12 protein-coding genes are annotated in these 15,996 nt (G+C 67.9%); 4 read left to right on the forward strand and 8 right to left on the reverse strand.

Features of this window, described 5'->3' with window-relative positions:
• Positions 1 to 334 precede the first annotated feature (334 nt).
• The 3 genes from V5F48_RS08130 to sugE all read right to left on the reverse strand — a co-directional run bounded on the left by V5F48_RS08130 (position 335) and on the right by sugE (position 3,209).
• The gene (locus V5F48_RS08130) at positions 335 to 1,705 is read right to left on the reverse strand and encodes a glutamate--cysteine ligase (RefSeq protein WP_394258293.1); all 1,371 of its coding nucleotides are present in this window, start codon (positions 1,703 to 1,705) and stop codon (positions 335 to 337) included.
• Between the two features lie 216 nt (positions 1,706 to 1,921).
• The gene (gene kdsA, locus V5F48_RS08135) at positions 1,922 to 2,812 is read right to left on the reverse strand and encodes a 3-deoxy-8-phosphooctulonate synthase (protein ID WP_394258294.1); all 891 of its coding nucleotides are present in this window, start codon (positions 2,810 to 2,812) and stop codon (positions 1,922 to 1,924) included.
• A 79-nt stretch (positions 2,813 to 2,891) separates the two neighbouring features.
• Positions 2,892 to 3,209, reverse strand: a complete 318-nt coding sequence (gene sugE, locus V5F48_RS08140; RefSeq protein WP_394108200.1) for a quaternary ammonium compound efflux SMR transporter SugE — start codon at positions 3,207 to 3,209, stop codon at positions 2,892 to 2,894.
• A 223-nt stretch (positions 3,210 to 3,432) separates the two neighbouring features.
• Between sugE and V5F48_RS08145 the strand changes: the two genes are divergently transcribed.
• Positions 3,433 to 4,080, forward strand: coding sequence for a DUF6790 family protein (locus V5F48_RS08145; protein WP_394258295.1), 648 nt, complete (start codon positions 3,433 to 3,435; stop codon positions 4,078 to 4,080).
• Positions 4,081 to 4,095: 15 nt separating this feature from the next.
• On the opposite strand, the gene V5F48_RS08150 is transcribed toward V5F48_RS08145, so the two are convergent.
• From V5F48_RS08150 to secG, 3 genes are all read right to left on the reverse strand, one after another.
• Positions 4,096 to 4,968 carry a VOC family protein gene (locus V5F48_RS08150; protein ID WP_394258296.1) on the reverse strand — a complete coding sequence of 291 codons (873 nt, stop codon included), beginning with the start codon at positions 4,966 to 4,968 and terminating at the stop codon, positions 4,096 to 4,098.
• A gap of 91 nt (positions 4,969 to 5,059) precedes the next feature.
• Positions 5,060 to 6,688 (reverse strand): CTP synthase, encoded by a 1,629-nt coding sequence (locus V5F48_RS08155; RefSeq protein WP_394108197.1) that lies wholly within the window; start codon positions 6,686 to 6,688, stop codon positions 5,060 to 5,062.
• A gap of 120 nt (positions 6,689 to 6,808) precedes the next feature.
• The gene (secG, locus tag V5F48_RS08160; RefSeq protein ID WP_394108196.1) at positions 6,809 to 7,210 is read right to left on the reverse strand and encodes a preprotein translocase subunit SecG; all 402 of its coding nucleotides are present in this window, start codon (positions 7,208 to 7,210) and stop codon (positions 6,809 to 6,811) included.
• Between the two features lie 313 nt (positions 7,211 to 7,523).
• Between secG and V5F48_RS08165 the strand changes: the two genes are divergently transcribed.
• Positions 7,524 to 8,729, forward strand: coding sequence for a M23 family metallopeptidase (locus V5F48_RS08165; RefSeq protein ID WP_394258297.1), 1,206 nt, complete (start codon positions 7,524 to 7,526; stop codon positions 8,727 to 8,729).
• Between the two features lie 39 nt (positions 8,730 to 8,768).
• Here the strand turns inward: V5F48_RS08165 and V5F48_RS08170 are convergent, their stop codons facing one another.
• Both V5F48_RS08170 and V5F48_RS08175 read right to left on the reverse strand, forming a co-directional pair.
• Entirely contained in the window at positions 8,769 to 10,910 is a 2,142-nt protein-coding gene (locus tag V5F48_RS08170) for a sodium-translocating pyrophosphatase (RefSeq protein ID WP_394258298.1), read from the reverse strand.
• Positions 10,911 to 11,182: 272 nt separating this feature from the next.
• Complete coding sequence (locus V5F48_RS08175; protein WP_394258299.1) at positions 11,183 to 14,707, reverse strand: YhdP family protein; 3,525 nt, start codon at positions 14,705 to 14,707, stop codon at positions 11,183 to 11,185.
• 298 nt (positions 14,708 to 15,005) lie between these two features.
• On the opposite strand from V5F48_RS08175, the gene V5F48_RS08180 reads away from it, so the two are divergent.
• Both V5F48_RS08180 and V5F48_RS08185 read left to right on the forward strand, forming a co-directional pair.
• On the forward strand, positions 15,006 to 15,479 hold the full coding sequence (locus tag V5F48_RS08180; protein WP_394258300.1) for a peroxiredoxin: 474 nt from the start codon (positions 15,006 to 15,008) through the stop codon (positions 15,477 to 15,479).
• Positions 15,480 to 15,597: 118 nt separating this feature from the next.
• The gene (locus V5F48_RS08185) at positions 15,598 to 15,933 is read left to right on the forward strand and encodes an antibiotic biosynthesis monooxygenase family protein (protein ID WP_394108191.1); all 336 of its coding nucleotides are present in this window, start codon (positions 15,598 to 15,600) and stop codon (positions 15,931 to 15,933) included.
• Positions 15,934 to 15,996: the final 63 nt, after the last annotated feature.

The raw sequence follows: 15,996 nt of genomic DNA on the forward strand, positions 1-15,996 counted from the left end.
GCCGTCGGCCCCCTCTCCCGCCTGCGGGGGAGGGGTGGGGAGGGGGCAGGTGGCGGTCCAAAGGCACCGGCGGCGCCAGCAAAAACCACCTATTGCCCCCACCCTGCCCTCCCCCGCACGCGGGAGAGGGTTCCCGGGTGTGCCCGGTCGAAGCAGCGAAATTTCAGATCGAGACATCGCCGTCCGGATGGAAACAGGACTTCGCTGCATGGCATCAGCGCATGGCTGCAATGCGCTCAGATCATGCGGCAACGGCGGGCGGAGTTGCCGTCATGCTCCGGCCGACTGAAGCGTCAGCGCCAGCAGAGCGGGAGCCCGCGCACGCCGCCCCGACTCAGTAGGCCAGCACCTTGAAGGCGGGCTCCACCGAGTGGTCCCATTCGCCGTTGTAGAGCGCCAGCAGCTTGTCGGCGGGGGAGCGGCCGGTGAGCACGATCTCTTCCAGCGGCTCCAGGAAGCGCGTCTCGTCGCGCCCCAGCCGGTCGTGGAGGCCGCGCCGCTTCAGCCCGGCCTCGGACAGCTTGAGCACGTCGCGGGCGACCTCGCGCAGGGGGCGGCCGGCAATCTCGGCCTTCAGGCCAAGGCGGGGCACGTCGTCCCGCAGCTGCTGCCGCTGTTCGGCGCTCCAGTCCCTGGCGAGGTCCCAGGCGGCGTCGAGGCTCTGGCTGTCATAGAGCAGGCCCACCCAGAAGGCGGGCATGGCGCACAGCTTGGCCCAGGGGCCGGCATCGGCGCCGCGCATCTCCAGGAAGCGCTTCAGGCGCACCTCGGGGAAGATGGTGGAAAGGTGGTTGATCCAGTCGGAGAGGGTCGCGGTCTCGCCCGGCAGCAGGGGATGGCGGCCGGCGAGCAGGTCGCGGAACGAGGTTCCCGACACGTCCACATAGGTTTCGCCGCGCTTCACGAAATACATGGGCACGTCGAGGGCGTAGTCCACATAACGCTCGAAGCCGAAGCCGTCCTCGAAGGCGAAGGGCAGCATGCCGGAGCGGGCATTGTCGGTGTCGCGCCAGATCTCGGAGCGGAACGAGAGGAAGCCGTTTGGCTTGCCTTCCGTGAAGGGTGAATTGGCGAACAGCGCGGTGGCCACCGGCTGGAGCGCGAGGCCCACGCGCATCTTCCGCACCATGTCGGCTTCGCTGGAGAAGTCCAGATTCACCTGCACGGTGCAGGTGCGGAACATCATGTCGAGGCCGTATTTGCCCACCTTGGGCATGTAGCCGGCCATGATCTTGTAGCGGCCCTTGGGCATCACCGGGGTCTCGGTGCGGGTCCACTTGGGGCTCATGCCGATGCCGAGGAAGCCGATGCCCAAGGGCTCCGCCACTTCGCGCACCTGCGCCAGATGGGCGTTCAGCTCGGCGCAGGTCTCGTGGATGGTGGCGACCGGCGCGCCGGACAGCTCGAACTGGCCGCCCGGCTCCAGCGAGATGGCCCCGCCCCCGGTCACATCGGCGAGGCCGATGATGGTGGTGCCCTCCATGATGGGCTCCCAGCCGAGCAGGGACCGCATGCCCTCCAGCAGCTTGCGGATGCCCTTGGGCCCCTCGTAGGGCACCGGCTCGTGGCGGCCGAGGGTGAAGGGGATCTTCTCGTGCTCGGTTCCGATACGGAAGGCCCGCTCCGGTTTGGACCCCTGTTCCATCCACTCCACCAGCTCATGCCGGCCGGCAATGGGGGTCGCATCAAGGGTGTCCCGGGCCATACGAAATCTCTTCAACGAAATGGGCGCGAGACCATACACGGCGGCCCGGCCAAGGCAACAGACGCTTCGGTTTCTCAATACCGCCCCAGCGCACCTTGGAGCCAGCGCAGGTTGCCCGGCTCAAGGAAATGCGCCGCACCAGACCGGCGGTCCCGTTCCAGCCCGGGCATTTCGATCCGAGCGGGGCGGGGCCGGACAGCCAAGCCCGAGCTGTCATCAGATGGTGACGGGATTGGCTTTTGCAACGGCGTCGAACGCCTGGAGCAGACCGATCAGCCCTTCAAGCTGGGAGAGCGGCACCATATTCGGCCCGTCGGAGGGGGCCTTGTCCGGGTCGGGGTGGGTCTCGATGAACACCGCCGCCACCCCCACGGCCACCGCCGCGCGGGCCAGCACCGGCACGAACTCGCGCTGTCCGCCGGAGGAGGAGCCCTGCCCGCCGGGCTGCTGCACCGAGTGGGTGGCATCGAACACAACAGGCGCGCCCGTGGTCTTGGCGAGGATGGGCAGCGCCCGCATGTCGGAGACGAGGGTGTTGTAGCCGAAGGACACGCCGCGCTCGGTCACCAGCACCCGGCCATTGCCGGCGCCGGTGAGCTTGTTCACCACATTGGCCATGTCCCAGGGGGCAAGGAACTGGCCCTTCTTCACGTTCACCGCCTTGCCGGTGCGGGCGGCAGCGATGAGCAAATCGGTCTGGCGGCACAGGAAGGCGGGGATCTGCAGCACGTCCACCGCCTGCGCGGCGGCGGCGCACTGGTCGATCTCGTGCACGTCGGTGAGCACCGGCAGGCCGAGGCTCTCGCGGATCTCGGCGAACACCGGCAAGGCCGCTTCCAGCCCCAGGCCCCGCTGGGCCGAGAGCGAGGTGCGGTTGGCCTTGTCGAAGGAGGTCTTGAAGATAAGGCCGATGCCGCGCCGCTGCGCGATCTCCTTCAGGGCGCAGGCGACCTCCAGCGCGTGGGCGCGGCTTTCCATCTGGCAGGGGCCGGCGATGAGCGCCAGCGGCAGGCCGTTGCCGATGCGCACGGGTCCCACATCGTGTCCCACATCTTGTCCCACCTCGACGATGGATTGGGGCTTGGTGGCGGGCGGTGCGGCGTTCATGGGATCATCCTTGGGAAACGGCGCCGCCGGGAAACGCCCGAGGGCGAGGCCCCGGCGGCGCGCCAAACTAGCTCTAACCTTATGGCGTGACCAGCTTCAGCCCCACGATCCCGGCGCCGATGAGGCCGATGGAGGCCAGGCGCAGCAGGTCGGTCGATTCGGCGAAGAAGGCGATGCCGACGAGCGCCGTGCCCACGGTGCCGATCCCCGCCCACACCGCATAGGCGGTGCCGATGGGAATGCCCCTCAGCGCCAGCGACAGCAGGAACAGGCTGACCGCGATGGCCGACAGGGTGAAGAGGCTGGGCCACAGCCGAGTGAAGCCTTCCGACTGCTTCATGCCGATGGCCCAGGCGATTTCCATGACACCGGCGACGAACAGATAGATCCACGCCATGGGCGGGTACCTCAGGGGCGGGGTCGTCCCCGCCGCTCGACCATGCAAAGGCGCGCGGCCGTCCGCGTCCCGTAGGGGACGGATGTCCCCTGCCCTCATTTAGGGCATCCCGCGCACGGGTGAAGCCGGAGGCAGTGCACAAATGCGCGGCATTTGAGGCCAGTCGTCCGGCCGCAGTCCTCTGAGGGCGCGTTGCACGAAGCCGGCGAACCTGGACGCAAGCTTGTCGTACCGCCCGCGCCATAAAGCACGGCGGGTGTTCGGCAATGCCATCGGACGCCAAGGCGCTCAGGGCCCGTTGATGACTGCTCCGTTTCGTGGTGTTTTCCATTCGGCCGCGCTGCCACTGCTGCTGAAGGGAAACCGCATGGTCAATGTCGTCATGGTGCTTCTGGGCATGCTGCTACCCTTGCTGCATCTGGCATTCACCAAAGGACCCTGGACGCGTCGCAACGTCCTGCGCCTGCTCCTCGTATACGCATTCGTTTTTGACGTGGGCGCCGTCGGCTTCATCTTCGGCTTCGTCCCGCACGTCTTCTTCGCCGACACGGCTGCAAAGCTGATCGGCTGGCCGCCGGGCAATCCGTTCCAGTTCGAGGTCGGGTTGCACGACGGCGCCTGGGGCATCCTCGGCTTTCTGTGCGTCTTCATCGGCGGCGGATTCTGGCTGGCGACCGCGCTTGGCTGGTCGTTCTTCCTGCTCGGCGCGGCCTATGGCCATGTGCATCAGCTGCTCGTCGAGGGCGATTTCGCGCCATACAACCTCATGCCGGCCTTTACCGACACCTTCATCCCGTTGTGGCTGCTCGGATTGCTCTACGCCTATTATCGCAGCGGCGGCCTCGAGGGTTCGTTGCGCCCGGAACGCTGATCGGCGCGCCTGACCTCAGCCCTCCGGCATCTCGAACACCAGGGTTGCGCCCATGCCGGCCTTGGGGGGCACCACCACCACGCCGGCGATGGCTTCCTCCACCATCCGCCGGGCCGCCAGCCCGCGCCGCAGTTCCGGGGCGCCCGTGGTGTTGAAGCGCGCCGCCGCGAGGCGCAGGCCCTCCCCGCCGGGGGCCGGCACGCCATAGCGCTCGGTGAACAGGGGCCGGGTCATCACGTCCACGGCCCCGCGCGGGGTCTGGCCCACGAACCAGTCGTCGCGCGCCCGCAGCACCGACCCGCCGGTGACCGTCTCCAGGAACGCCTTGTGCAAGACCGGCGTGTCTGCCACCAGCACCACGCCGGCAACGCCGGTGACCTGGTTGGAATGGCGCTGGAGATCCGCCGACCAGAAATTCTCCGGCAGCTTCTGGGTGCTGGTGAACAGGCCCAGGTCCGGCGAGAGCGGATCGCGGGCGAATACGAGGGTGAAGCCCACCTCCACCTCCTGCCCGTCCGGCCGGCGGGCGGTGCGGCCGAACGCGAAGGTGTCGAACCCGCCGAAATTCGCGGTATCGAAAGCGGACTTGTCGGCCTGCGGGTCGGAGCCCTCCAGCGCCAGCATGGAGAGGCCCTGCCCGCAGGTTTCGACGAAGTGCTGGTTGAAGGCGCCGAACGAAAAGCGCGTGCCCTCGTGCGGCGGGATCTTTTCCGGCTCAACCACTTGCAGCAGCTCGACAAAGAAGCCGGGGGTCTGGACGATGCGGTTCTCGGTGCCCCAGGGATGGCGGTTGCGGGCGCCCACCGTGAAGCCCAGCAGGTCGTAAACCTCTCCCGCCGCATCAAGATCGCGGACGAGATGCACCACATGGTCGAGACCGCGTCGCATGGCCACTCCTCTGCCCGACTCTCCGGGGCGGGAGCTTAGAACGCGATCCGATCAGATTGAAACAACCAATAGGCGAGTACCTTCCGAATCATCACACCAGCCGGCTCTGCTCCATGGCCGCGCCCACGAACGAGGCAAACAGCGGGTGGGGCTGGAACGGCCGCGACTTGAGCTCCGGATGGAACTGCACCCCGATGAACCAGGGGTGGTCGCCATATTCCACGATCTCCGGCAAAAGTCCGTCGGGCGACATGCCGGAGAACCTCAGGCCATGCTGCTCCAGCCGCTGGCGATAGGCGGTGTTCACCTCGTAGCGGTGGCGGTGGCGCTCGAAGATGTCGCATCCACCATAAACCGCCTCCACCCGGCTGCCGGACTCCAGATGGGCAGCATAGGCGCCGAGCCGCATGGTGCCGCCCAAATCACCGGCGGCATTGCGGCGCTCCAGCTCGTTACCCTTCAGCCATTCAGTGAGCAACCCCACCACCGGCTCACGGGTGGGGCCGAACTCGGTGGAATTGGCGTCGTGGATGCCCGCAAGGTTGCGGGCCGCCTCGATCACCGCCATCTGCATGCCGAAGCAGATGCCGAGATAGGGCACCTTGCGCTCGCGGGCGAAGCGGGCCGCCCGGATCTTGCCTTCCGCCCCACGCTGGCCGAAGCCGCCCGGCACCAGAATGCCGTGCACATGCTCGAGGAAGGGCGCGGGGTCCTCGCGCTCGAAGGTCTCGCTCTCGATCCAGTCGAGATTGACCCGCACCTTATGGGCGATGCCGCCATGGGCCAGCGCCTCGATCAGCGACTTATAGGCATCCTTGAGGCCGGTATACTTGCCCACGATGGCGATGGTGACCTCGCCCTCGGGGTTGCGCACGCGCCCCTCGATGTCGGTCCAGCGCTTGAGGTTGGGTGCCGGCGCCGGCTCGATGTTGAAGGCGGCCAGCACTTCCTTGTCGAGCCCTTCCGCGTGGTAGGCGGACGGGACGGCATAGATGTTGTCCACGTCCCGCGCCTCGATCACCGCACTCTCGCGCACGTTGCAGAACAGCGAGAGCTTGCGCCGCTCCTCGCGCGGGATCTCGCGATCCGTGCGGCAGAGCAGGATGTCGGGCTGGATGCCGATGGAGCGCAGCTCCTTCACCGAATGCTGGGTCGGCTTGGTCTTCAGCTCCCCGGCGGAGGGGATGTAGGGCATCAGGGTGAGGTGGATGAAGATGGCGTGGCCGCGCGGCAGCTCGTTCTTCAGTTGGCGGGTGGCCTCGAAGAAGGGCAGGCCCTCGATGTCGCCCACCGTGCCGCCCACCTCGATGAGGACGAAGTCGAAGCCCTCGTTGCCATCCAGGATGAAGTCCTTGATGGCATTGGTGACGTGGGGAATCACCTGGATGGTGGCGCCCAGATAGTCGCCGCGGCGCTCCTTGGTCAGGATGTCCTGATAGATGCGGCCGGTGGTGATGTTGTCCTGCTTCGTCGCCGGATGGCCGGTGAAGCGCTCGTAATGGCCGAGGTCGAGATCGGTCTCGGCCCCGTCGTCGGTCACGAACACCTCGCCGTGCTGGTACGGGCTCATGGTGCCCGGATCGACGTTGAGGTACGGGTCCAGCTTGCGCAGCCGGACGGTATAGCCGCGCGCCTGGAGAAGCGCGCCGAGAGCTGCGGAGGCGAGGCCCTTGCCCAGGGAAGACACGACGCCGCCGGTGATGAAGATGTAGCGCGCCATGGGCCTCGACCTTACCTCGTGCAAACGCGATTCGGCGAGGGCGAAGCCGGGGGCGGCCTCGCCTCGCCTGTGGAGAAAGCGTGTCGCCGCGCGAATCGCGGCGACGGCCTTACTTGAAGCTCACTTGGACTGCGGAACCTGCGGGCCCGAAGGCGCGGCCGGCGTCGCGGGTGCCCCCTGATCGGCACCACCGCCCTGCGGGCGAATCTGGTCGAGAATGGTGCCGCCGCTGTTGGGCACCTGCGGGCCACTCTGGGTCGCCGGCTGCAGGATCGAGCGCGGGGCACGGCCCAAGCCTGCCACGATGGTCAGCGCCAGCGAGGTGATGAAGAAGACGACTGCCAGGATGGCCGTGGCGCGGGTGAGCAGGTTGGCCGAGCCGCGCGCGGAAAAGAAGCCGCCCGAACCGCCGCCGCCACCACCGCCGATGCCGAGACCCCCGCCTTCCGAGCGCTGGATCAGCACCACGCCGATGAGCGCGAGCACCACCATGAGATGAATGACAATGAGAACCGTCTGCATGGAATCCATCATGTTCGCGCCACGACCAAAAGCCCGGCGCGTCAGTTGCCGGTCTGTTACACGATCGAGCGGCGCGAGGGAAGAGCGCGCCCGTCACGCGCCGACTGCCCGGCGCGCATGGCAGGCGGGTATGGCAGGCGGGTATGGCAGATCGGCGGACCCCGACCGGCATGAGCCGAGCGGGTGAGGCCCGCCATCCCCTGCACCGGAGGTATCGGGCCGCAGATTGCACATGGAACCGGCTTCAACGAGGCTGTGCGCCGTCGGCGCGGTCTCGCCTTCTCGACACTTCTCCTGACCTGGGGTTCCAGTCGTGCACCGTCTCGTTGTCGCACTCGCCTCCCTTGCCGCCCTTGCCGCGGCGTCGCCCGCTCTCGCGCAGTCGCTGAAGTCGGACGAGGTGTACAGCTCCATCGCCGCGCAGCCCATCACCGCGCCCAACCCGGTGCTCGGCGCCGACGGCCGGGTGCATCTCGCCTATGAGCTTTACGTCACCAATCCGAGCAAGCTGTTCGTCACCCTCGACAAGGTGGAAGCCGTGGACGGCGCGGGCAATGCCCTCGCCAGCCTGGAAGGCGACGGGCTCGGCGCCATGATGACGGACTATGCCGGCACCGCCCGCACCCTGCCGCCCGGCGGCACCGCGGCGGTGTTCCTGGACGTGCCCTTCGCCCGCGCGGCCAAGCTCCCCGACCGCGTCCTCGCCCGTATCACGGCGAAGCGCCAGGAGGCCGGTCCCGACGGCAAGCCGGTGCCCATGCCGGCGAGCGCGCCCCTGCCGGCCACCTTCACCTTCACCGGCGCGGAAACCGGCATCGGACGCCCGGCGGTGGTGATCGCGCCGCCGCTGCGCGGCAAGGGCTGGGTGGCCATCAACGGCTGCTGCGATGCGCTCACCTCCCATCGCGGGGCGATCATGGCGATCAACGGGCGGCTGCGGGTGCCGGAGCGCTTCGCCATCGACTTCGTCCAGCTCGACGCCGCCGATCGCCTCTTCACCGGCGATGTGCACAAGCTGGAGAGCTATGCGTTTTACGGCGTGCCGGTGCATGCGGTCGCCGACGGCGTGGTGGTGAACCTCTACGACGCCACCGACGCCCAGGTGCCCGGCGGCGACGCCAAGGGAATCACCACGGAGAATATCGGCGGCAACATGCTGGTGATCGACATGGGCGGCGGCAACTTTGCCTTCTACGCCCATATGCAGCGCGGCAGCCTGAAGGTGAAGCTGGGCGACACCGTGCGCACGGGCGATGTCATCGGCCTGCTCGGCAACACCGGCAACACCAATGCCCCGCACCTGCATTTCCACGTGATGGACGGCCCCTCGCCGCTGGATGCCAACGGCCTGCCCTATGTTTTCACGCGCTTCGAAGGAGAGGGCGTGGCCAACCCCGCCGGGGCGGACTTCTTTGAAAAGCCGGTTCCGGCCGACATCGACCGCACCCGCCTCGCCGGCCCCCGGCAGGACGCGCTGCCCCTCAACAACCAGGTGGTGGATTTCGGCGACGGGAAATAGAGGTGCCGGCGGGCCAGCAAGCCCGCCGGCACCTTTCCCTCAGTGGCCCAGCACCGCCAGCAGCAGCAGGGCCACGATGTTGGTGATCTTGATCATGGGGTTCACGGCGGGGCCCGCCGTGTCCTTGTAGGGGTCGCCCACGGTGTCGCCGGTCACCGAGGCCTTGTGGGCCTCGGAGCCCTTCATGTGGCGCACGCCGTCCTTGTCCACGAAGCCGTCCTCGAACGACTTCTTGGCATTGTCCCAGGCGCCGCCGCCCGAGGTCATGGAGATGGCGACGAACAGGCCGGTCACGATCACGCCCAGCAGCATGGCGCCCACCGCCGAGAAGGCGGCCGACTTGCCCGCCGCGCCGCCGCCCGCCACCGCATAGATGACGAAGTAGCAGAAGATGGGCGACAGCACCGGCAGCAGGGAGGGGATGATCATCTCCTTGATGGCGGCCTTGGTGAGCAGGTCCACGGCGCGGGAATAATCCGGCTTCTCGGTGCCGGCCATGATGCCCGGCTTCTCGCGGAACTGCCGGCGCACCTCCTCCACGATGGCGCCCGCCGCCCGGCCCACCGCCGTCATGCCCATGGCGGCGAACAGGAACGGCAAAAGCCCGCCGAACAGCAGGCCCACCACCACATAGGGGTTCTCCAGCGAGAAGTTGGGGGCGACGCCGTAGAAATAGGTGCCCTGCCCCGCCTGGGCGATGAAGTATTTCAGGTCCTGGCTATAGGCTGCGAACAGCACCAGCGCGCCAAGGCCGGCGGAGCCGATGGCGTAGCCCTTGGTCACCGCCTTGGTGGTGTTGCCCACCGCGTCCAGCGCGTCGGTGGACTGGCGCACCTCCTTGGGCAGGCCGGCCATTTCGGCGATGCCGCCGGCATTGTCCGTCACCGGCCCGAAGGCATCCAGCGCCACGATCATGCCGGCCAGCGCCAGCATGGTGGTGGCGGCGATGGCGATGCCGAACAGCCCGGCGAGGCCATAGGCGAACAGGATGCCGGCGATGATGACCAGCGTCGGCAACGCCGTGGATTCCAGCGAGACGGCCAGCCCCTGGATGATGTTGGTGCCATGCCCGGTCACCGAGGCCTGGGCGATGGACACCACCGGGCGATAGCCGGTGCCGGTGTAATATTCGGTGATGACCACGATGGCCCCCGTCACCGCGAGGCCCACGAGGCCGCACAGGAACAGGCTGGTGCCGGAGAAGTCCGCCCCCGCGATGGGTCCGAAGCCGGGCAAAAGCCACGTCACCGCCGCCAGTGCGATGATGGAGAAGCCCGCCGTCGCCATCAGGCCCTTGTAGAGCGCGCCCATGATGGACGAGTTGGCCCCGAGCCGCACGAAGAAGGTGCCGGCGATGGAGGTGATGATGCACGCCCCGCCGATGGCCAAAGGATAGACCATCATGGTGGCGAGGCTTGCCGGCACGGCGGCGAAGAAGATGGCGGCCAGCACCATGGTGGCCACCACGGTCACCGCATAGGTCTCGAACAGGTCCGCGGCCATGCCGGCGCAGTCGCCGACATTGTCGCCCACGTTGTCGGCGATGGTGGCCGGGTTGCGCGGATCATCCTCCGGGATGCCGGCTTCCACCTTGCCCACGAGGTCGCCACCCACGTCGGCGCCCTTGGTGAAGATGCCGCCGCCGAGACGGGCGAAGATGGAGATGAGCGAGGCGCCGAAGCCCAGCGCCACCAGCGCGTCCACCACCGTGCGGCTGTTGACGGCGAAGCCCAGGATCTGGGTGAGCACGAGGAAATAGAAGGTGACACCAAGGAGCGCGAGCCCCGCCACCAGCATGCCGGTGACCGCGCCGGCCTTGAACGCGAGGTCGAGGCCGCCGGCCAGCGACTGGGTCGCCGCCTGAGCGGTGCGCACATTGGCGCGGACCGACACATTCATGCCGATGAAGCCGGCGAGCGCCGAGAGGATGGCGCCGACGGCGAAGCCCACCGCCACCAGCCAGCCCAGGAACAGCCCGACGAGAACGAAGATGACGACGCCCACCACGCCGATGGTGGTGTACTGGCGCTTCAGGTAGGCCTGCGCCCCTTCCGCGATGGCCGCTGCGATTTCCTGCATCCGCGCGGTGCCCGGGTCCGCGGCCATGAGTTCGCGGATGGCCCATACGCCGTACGCCACGGCCAGCAGGCCGCAGGCGATGATCAACACCAGTGCCAGCATCAGTCCCACCCTTTTTCGTTTCCGCCAGTATCTTGTTATGGGGTGAGTGTGAGCGGTGCCGTGACCCACGGCAAGGGGTGTCCGGGCAAACTGTCGCAGTGTCCGGCGCCATATCGCGGCCCCGATCCTTGGCCGCAAACGGCAGGGGTCAGGCAGAGGCCGCGCCGGCTTTGCCAAAGGCCGAGGGGCAGGCCCAAGGGGAAGGCCCAAGGGGAAGGCCCAAGGCGAAGGCCCAAGGGGAAGGCCCAAGGGGAAGGCCGGCGCGCCGCGACCTACCGGGTCGGCGGGGCGTCGCTGGAATCGCGGAATTCGAAGATCTTGCGCAGGAAGCCGGGCGCCACCGCAGAGATGGGATTGATGCGCAGGGTCGGCCCGCCGCTGAGGGGACCGACGATCTCGAAGGTCACGCCCACGAGGCCCTCGTTCGGCCCGCCGCCCAGCAACATGCCGATCACCGGCAGCTTGGAGAAGATATTGTTGAGGGCATAGGCCGGCACGAAGGTGCCGCGGACCGAAATGCGGTCGGCGGCGAAATCCAGCGTGCCGTCGAAGGTGGCGCCGACGGATGAGCCCCAGATGGCGCCTTCCTTGAACACGATCTTGCCCGTGGTGCGGGAGAACTGGGCCTGCGCCTTCTGGAAGGCGGCGGTGCCGTCCTCGATCTTGCCGGACGAATCGCGCGCCGCGCTGGAGAGTTGCTGGAGCCCCGGCTCGCCCTTGATGGCGAAGTCGCGCACATGGATCACGCCGTCCTGCGGGGCGTTGTCGCTGCGCGGCGGGTCCACCACCAGCCAGGCCTCGCCGCCCTGCACCTTGGGGTAGATGTCGAGGAAGCGCAGCATGGCACCGGCGTCGGAGGTGGTCACCAGCAGCGCCTTCTGCCGGCCCTGCCAGTTGCGCATCTCGCCCGCCACCGTGCCGTCGCGACCGGCCTTGGCTGTCAGCGTGAAGTCGCGCGTCTCCACGCCCCGGCGCGAGACCGAGAGGTCGAACTGGCGCAACACCTCGCCATTGTTTCCGGTGAGCGCGCCGATGCGCGATTCCACATCCACGTCCGGCATCTTCTGGGCGCGCCGCTGGCCGGCAGGCGCGGAAACGAGGCTCTTCATGATGCCGCGCGCATCCATCACGTCGCCGGTGATGCGGACCTTCAGCACGTCACCCACCTTCTCCGCCTTGGCCGATGCCTTGTCGCCGTCGGAGAGCTGGAAGGTGGGGAAGCTGGCTCCGACCAGCTCTCCGCTGTCGGACAATTCCATGGAGCCCTTCAGCAGCGTGCCCGAGCCGTCGATGACCATGTCGTCGAGGCGGACGCTGTTGCCCTTGTCGTTCAGGGCGAATTTCGCCTTCAGGGGCTTGCCCGCCGGCTTGCTGAGGCCGGGGATGAGATCGGCGATGCGCGCGTTGACGAGATCGGCCTCGATGGTCGCCCGCGTGTCCTTGTTGTTGGTGGTGCCCACGAGGCGCACGCCCACCGGGCCGGAGACGCCGGGCAGGTCCACGCCCAGCTTGCCGCGGGCGGCATCGTCCAGGGTGGCGCTGACCCGGATATCGGAATCGGCCACGTTCTTGCGCTTCTCGTATTCGAAGGCCAGCGGCGCGCCGGCGATCTTGCCGTCGCCGCGCAGCACCACGCCGGCCGGCGAGGCGAAGGCCTTCACCGTTGCCCCTTCGAGCCGCAGGCCGCGAAACACCTTGTCGACGCCGAAATCCGTCAGGGTGGCTTCGAGCGAATAGTCGAAATCCTCCGGCAGCGGCACCTTGCGGAAGGTGATGTTCACCTGCAGCAAGGCGGAGAACTTGCCCCGCGTGGTGGAGGGATCGAAGGCGGTGCCGGTGGGGCCTTTCAGCGGCTCCATGCCCAGCACCTCGACGGCGCCGTCGGCCGGTCCGTCGAACTTCACCCGGATCTGGGAGGTGGGCTCGCGGGGGAAATAGTCCGGCATCAGCATCACGCCGTCGCTCACCGCGATCTTGCGGTTCTGCGGCGTCACCGCGGTTCCGTCCGGCAGGGTGATGCGCACCGAACGGCCGGTGACGAGGATGGCGAGGCTCGCATTGGTGATGGGCGGCAGGCCCTTCACCGGCCGCAGGGTGACCCCCTTTCCGGTAACGGTGACGCGCACCCCGTCGTCCGGCAGGGGCACCTGCTTCTGGCCGATCAGGTCGAGCGCCAGCTTGACCGCCACGGTGATGCCATCCGCCGTGCCGCCGGAAACGTTGTCGATGGCGAACTGCCGGGCCGGCGGGGCGATGTTCACCGGCCAGAAGCGCTTGATGGTGGCCACGGGCATGGGCGAGGCGGTGCCGTCGAACTTCAGGTAGGGCACGTCCACGCCGAAATCGAACAGCGCCGTGAAGGTGAAGGCGCCCGCCGCCGAGCCGAGGAAGCCCGTATCCACGATGATCTGCCGGCTGGGCGGATCAAACCGGCCCGCCACCTCCACCTTGTCGACGACGAGGGTAGGCTCGGGCATTTCCTTGCCGGTGAGCACCACCTGTTTCTGCGCCATCTGGAATGGCCAGGGCGCACCCAGCGTCGCCGGCACCTTGATCTCGCCCGTAAGCGAGATGACGTTCTCGGTCTTCACCGCCTCGATGGGCGCGACCACGATCACCCGGCGCGCCACGTCGAGGGTCGCGCCAATGCGGGCGCGATCGATAACGAAGCGCTCTTCCGGGTCCTCGCCATTGCCCAGCGCGCCGGCGCCGAAGTCCAGGCTCGCCTCGCCGGCCTTCACCTCGCCGTCCACGGACAGGCGGGCGGTGAAGGACGCGTTCAGCGGCGTGTCCATGTAGAAGCGCCGCTGGTCCTGGATGAAGGCCTGGAGCAGGTCGCGCGTGGAGAGATTGCGGATCGCCAGCTCGATGGCCCGCTCCCCGTCCCGCGCCGGGCCGATGCGCGCGGTGGCGGTGGCGACGCCCTGCGGCGACTGGATGGTGAAGGTGAGCTGGGCGCCGCCCGCCTGCGGCCGGGCGAGGCGCACGCTGATGTGCTGGAAGACGATGCGGCGGCCGGCGCTCTCATTCTCCACGATGAGCGTGCCGTCCTTGAGCCCCACGTCGGCCAGGGCGCCGCCATCGAAGCCGGCCGATTCCAGTTCGTTGATCCAGCGGGCCAGGACCACCGGCTTCAGGGGATCGGTATCGAGGGCGCTGGCGCCAGCCGCCGCGGCGGGCGCGGGCGCCGCCGATTGCGGGGTCGCGGCGGGCGCGCCATCGGCCACGGGCACCTCTGGAGCAGGCGGCGACGGGGTGCGGGCAGCCGCCGAGATCGGGGCTGAGATGGCCTTGCCGCCCTTGCCGGTGGCGACTGCCAGATGGCCGGAGGCGGCGATGCGCACCGTCATCTCGGCGCCGACCAGGTCGATCCGCCGCGCCTTCGGCATGAGGGACAGGAGCGAGCCTTCCAGCTCCACTTCGGCGCTGGGCGCGCTCGCCACCAACTGGCCGTCCGGTCCGGTGACGCGGATGTCATGGACCACCACGGCGGTGGCGCCGTCTCTCATGGTCTCCATGGTGGTGGAGCCGATGGCCACCTTGTGCCCGCCGCCGATGCGCTCTTCCAGCGCCCGCTCGATATAGGGCGTCGCGAGATTGGCGGTGATGATGCCATTGGCGATGAGCACATACAGGGTAACCGCCGCAACGCCGCCGACGGCGATGAGCAGCAGGCATACCGTGGTGAACACGCGCGCCGCGCGGCTGCGCGGCGTCAGCGCCCCCATGATGCCCCGGAAGCGGGAGCGCCGCGGCTGACGCCGCACCGGCTCCGGCTTGCGCACCCGATCCTCCATGCCGTTTCGACCCTTCCCGCTTCTTTTTAGCGCCCGACGCCCACCATAGAGCCAGCGGCACAGGCTCATGTCCGGCGCGGCGATTCGTCCATGATCGCCCGATTGACCCTAACCTGCCCGTGCCTCGTAAAGATGAGGTGGATCAATCCTTGCGCGTGACCAATCCTTGCTCGTTACCATGTGCGCCGGGAAGGCGGCGATCTTGTGAGTCGCCGGAGCCAGATCCGGCTCTGGATTCAGGCAAGAGCACGCGCCGATCAACCCCGTCATGGCGCCGAACACGTCGAAAGGAAGGCGGATGTCCAAGTTTCCGGAAGCCGGTGCCAAGGCGCCCCCGTTCTCGCTCGTCCGGGACGGTGGCGGCACGGTGGCGCTCAAGGACTTCAAGGGCCGCAAGCTGGTGGTCTTTTTCTACCCCAAGGCCAACACCACCGGCTGCACCAAGGAGGCCATCGCCTTCAATGGCCTCAAAGACGCCTTCGCCGCCGCCGACACCGATATTCTGGGTGTCTCGGCCGACGCGGTGAGCGCGCAGGACAAGTTCAAGGCCAAATACGACTTCGCCTTTCCCCTCGGCTCGGACCCGGAGAAAGCGATGCTGGAGGCCTATGGCGTCTGGGTTGAAAAAAGCATGTACGGCCGCAAATACATGGGCATCGAGCGGTCAACCCTGCTGATCGGCCGCGACGGCACAGTGGCGCGCAGCTGGCCCAAGGTGAAGGTGGCCGGCCACGCCGAAGACGTGCTCAAGGCGGCGCAGGAGCTGGCCTGAGGTCGTCCGGGAAACGGCCGAGGACCTGGCGGCCGAGGACATGGCGACCGAAGATATGGCGGCCGATCCCTGCACGGCCGCCACCTACCCCTTCCCTTTACATGTCGGAGTATGAAAAATGTTCATTGCCACCAACAGGTTCAAGGTGAAGCACGGCTCGGAGACCGAGTTCGAGCGCGTCTGGCGCGAGCGCGACACCTACATCGCCGCCGTTCCCGGCTTCGTGGCCTTCGACCTGTGCCGCGGCCCGGAGAAGGAGGAATACACCCTCTACATCTCCCACACCGTGTGGGCGACCAGGGCGGATTTCGAGGCCTGGACCAAGTCCGAGGCCTTCCGCCTCGCCCATCGCGATGCAGGATCTTCGTCCAATCGCGTGAACTATATCGGCGGTCCGGAGTTTGAAGGGTACGAGTCCGTCCTTTCGCTGACCCCCGGCGAGAAGGCGGCTTGAGTATCCTTCGATTTTTCGACCTCTGAGTACCTCCACCTGGCCGGGTCCGCCCGCGCCGGGTTT

It is taken from the genome of Xanthobacter autotrophicus ATCC 700552, assembly GCF_043194565.1.
In the GTDB taxonomy this organism is placed as follows: Bacteria; Pseudomonadota; Alphaproteobacteria; order Rhizobiales; family Xanthobacteraceae; genus Xanthobacter; species Xanthobacter autotrophicus_F.

Bases quoted from the DNA above. Each gene is read 5' to 3' on its own strand.
- sugE (WP_394108200.1), bottom strand. From the start codon at position 3,209: ATGGCGTGGATCTATCTGTTCGTCGCCGGTGTCATGGAAATCGCCTGG.
- kdsA (WP_394258294.1), bottom strand. From the start codon at position 2,812: ATGAACGCCGCACCGCCCGCCACCAAGCCCCAATCCATCGTCGAGGTG.
- V5F48_RS08180 (WP_394258300.1), top strand. From the start codon at position 15,006: ATGTCCAAGTTTCCGGAAGCCGGTGCCAAGGCGCCCCCGTTCTCGCTC.
- V5F48_RS08130 (WP_394258293.1), bottom strand. From the start codon at position 1,705: ATGGCCCGGGACACCCTTGATGCGACCCCCATTGCCGGCCGGCATGAG.
- V5F48_RS08155 (WP_394108197.1), bottom strand. From the start codon at position 6,688: ATGGCGCGCTACATCTTCATCACCGGCGGCGTCGTGTCTTCCCTGGGC.
- V5F48_RS08150 (WP_394258296.1), bottom strand. From the start codon at position 4,968: ATGCGACGCGGTCTCGACCATGTGGTGCATCTCGTCCGCGATCTTGAT.
- secG (WP_394108196.1), bottom strand. From the start codon at position 7,210: ATGCAGACGGTTCTCATTGTCATTCATCTCATGGTGGTGCTCGCGCTC.
- V5F48_RS08170 (WP_394258298.1), bottom strand. From the start codon at position 10,910: ATGCTGGCACTGGTGTTGATCATCGCCTGCGGCCTGCTGGCCGTGGCG.
- V5F48_RS08175 (WP_394258299.1), bottom strand. From the start codon at position 14,707: ATGGAGGATCGGGTGCGCAAGCCGGAGCCGGTGCGGCGTCAGCCGCGG.
- V5F48_RS08185 (WP_394108191.1), top strand. From the start codon at position 15,598: ATGTTCATTGCCACCAACAGGTTCAAGGTGAAGCACGGCTCGGAGACC.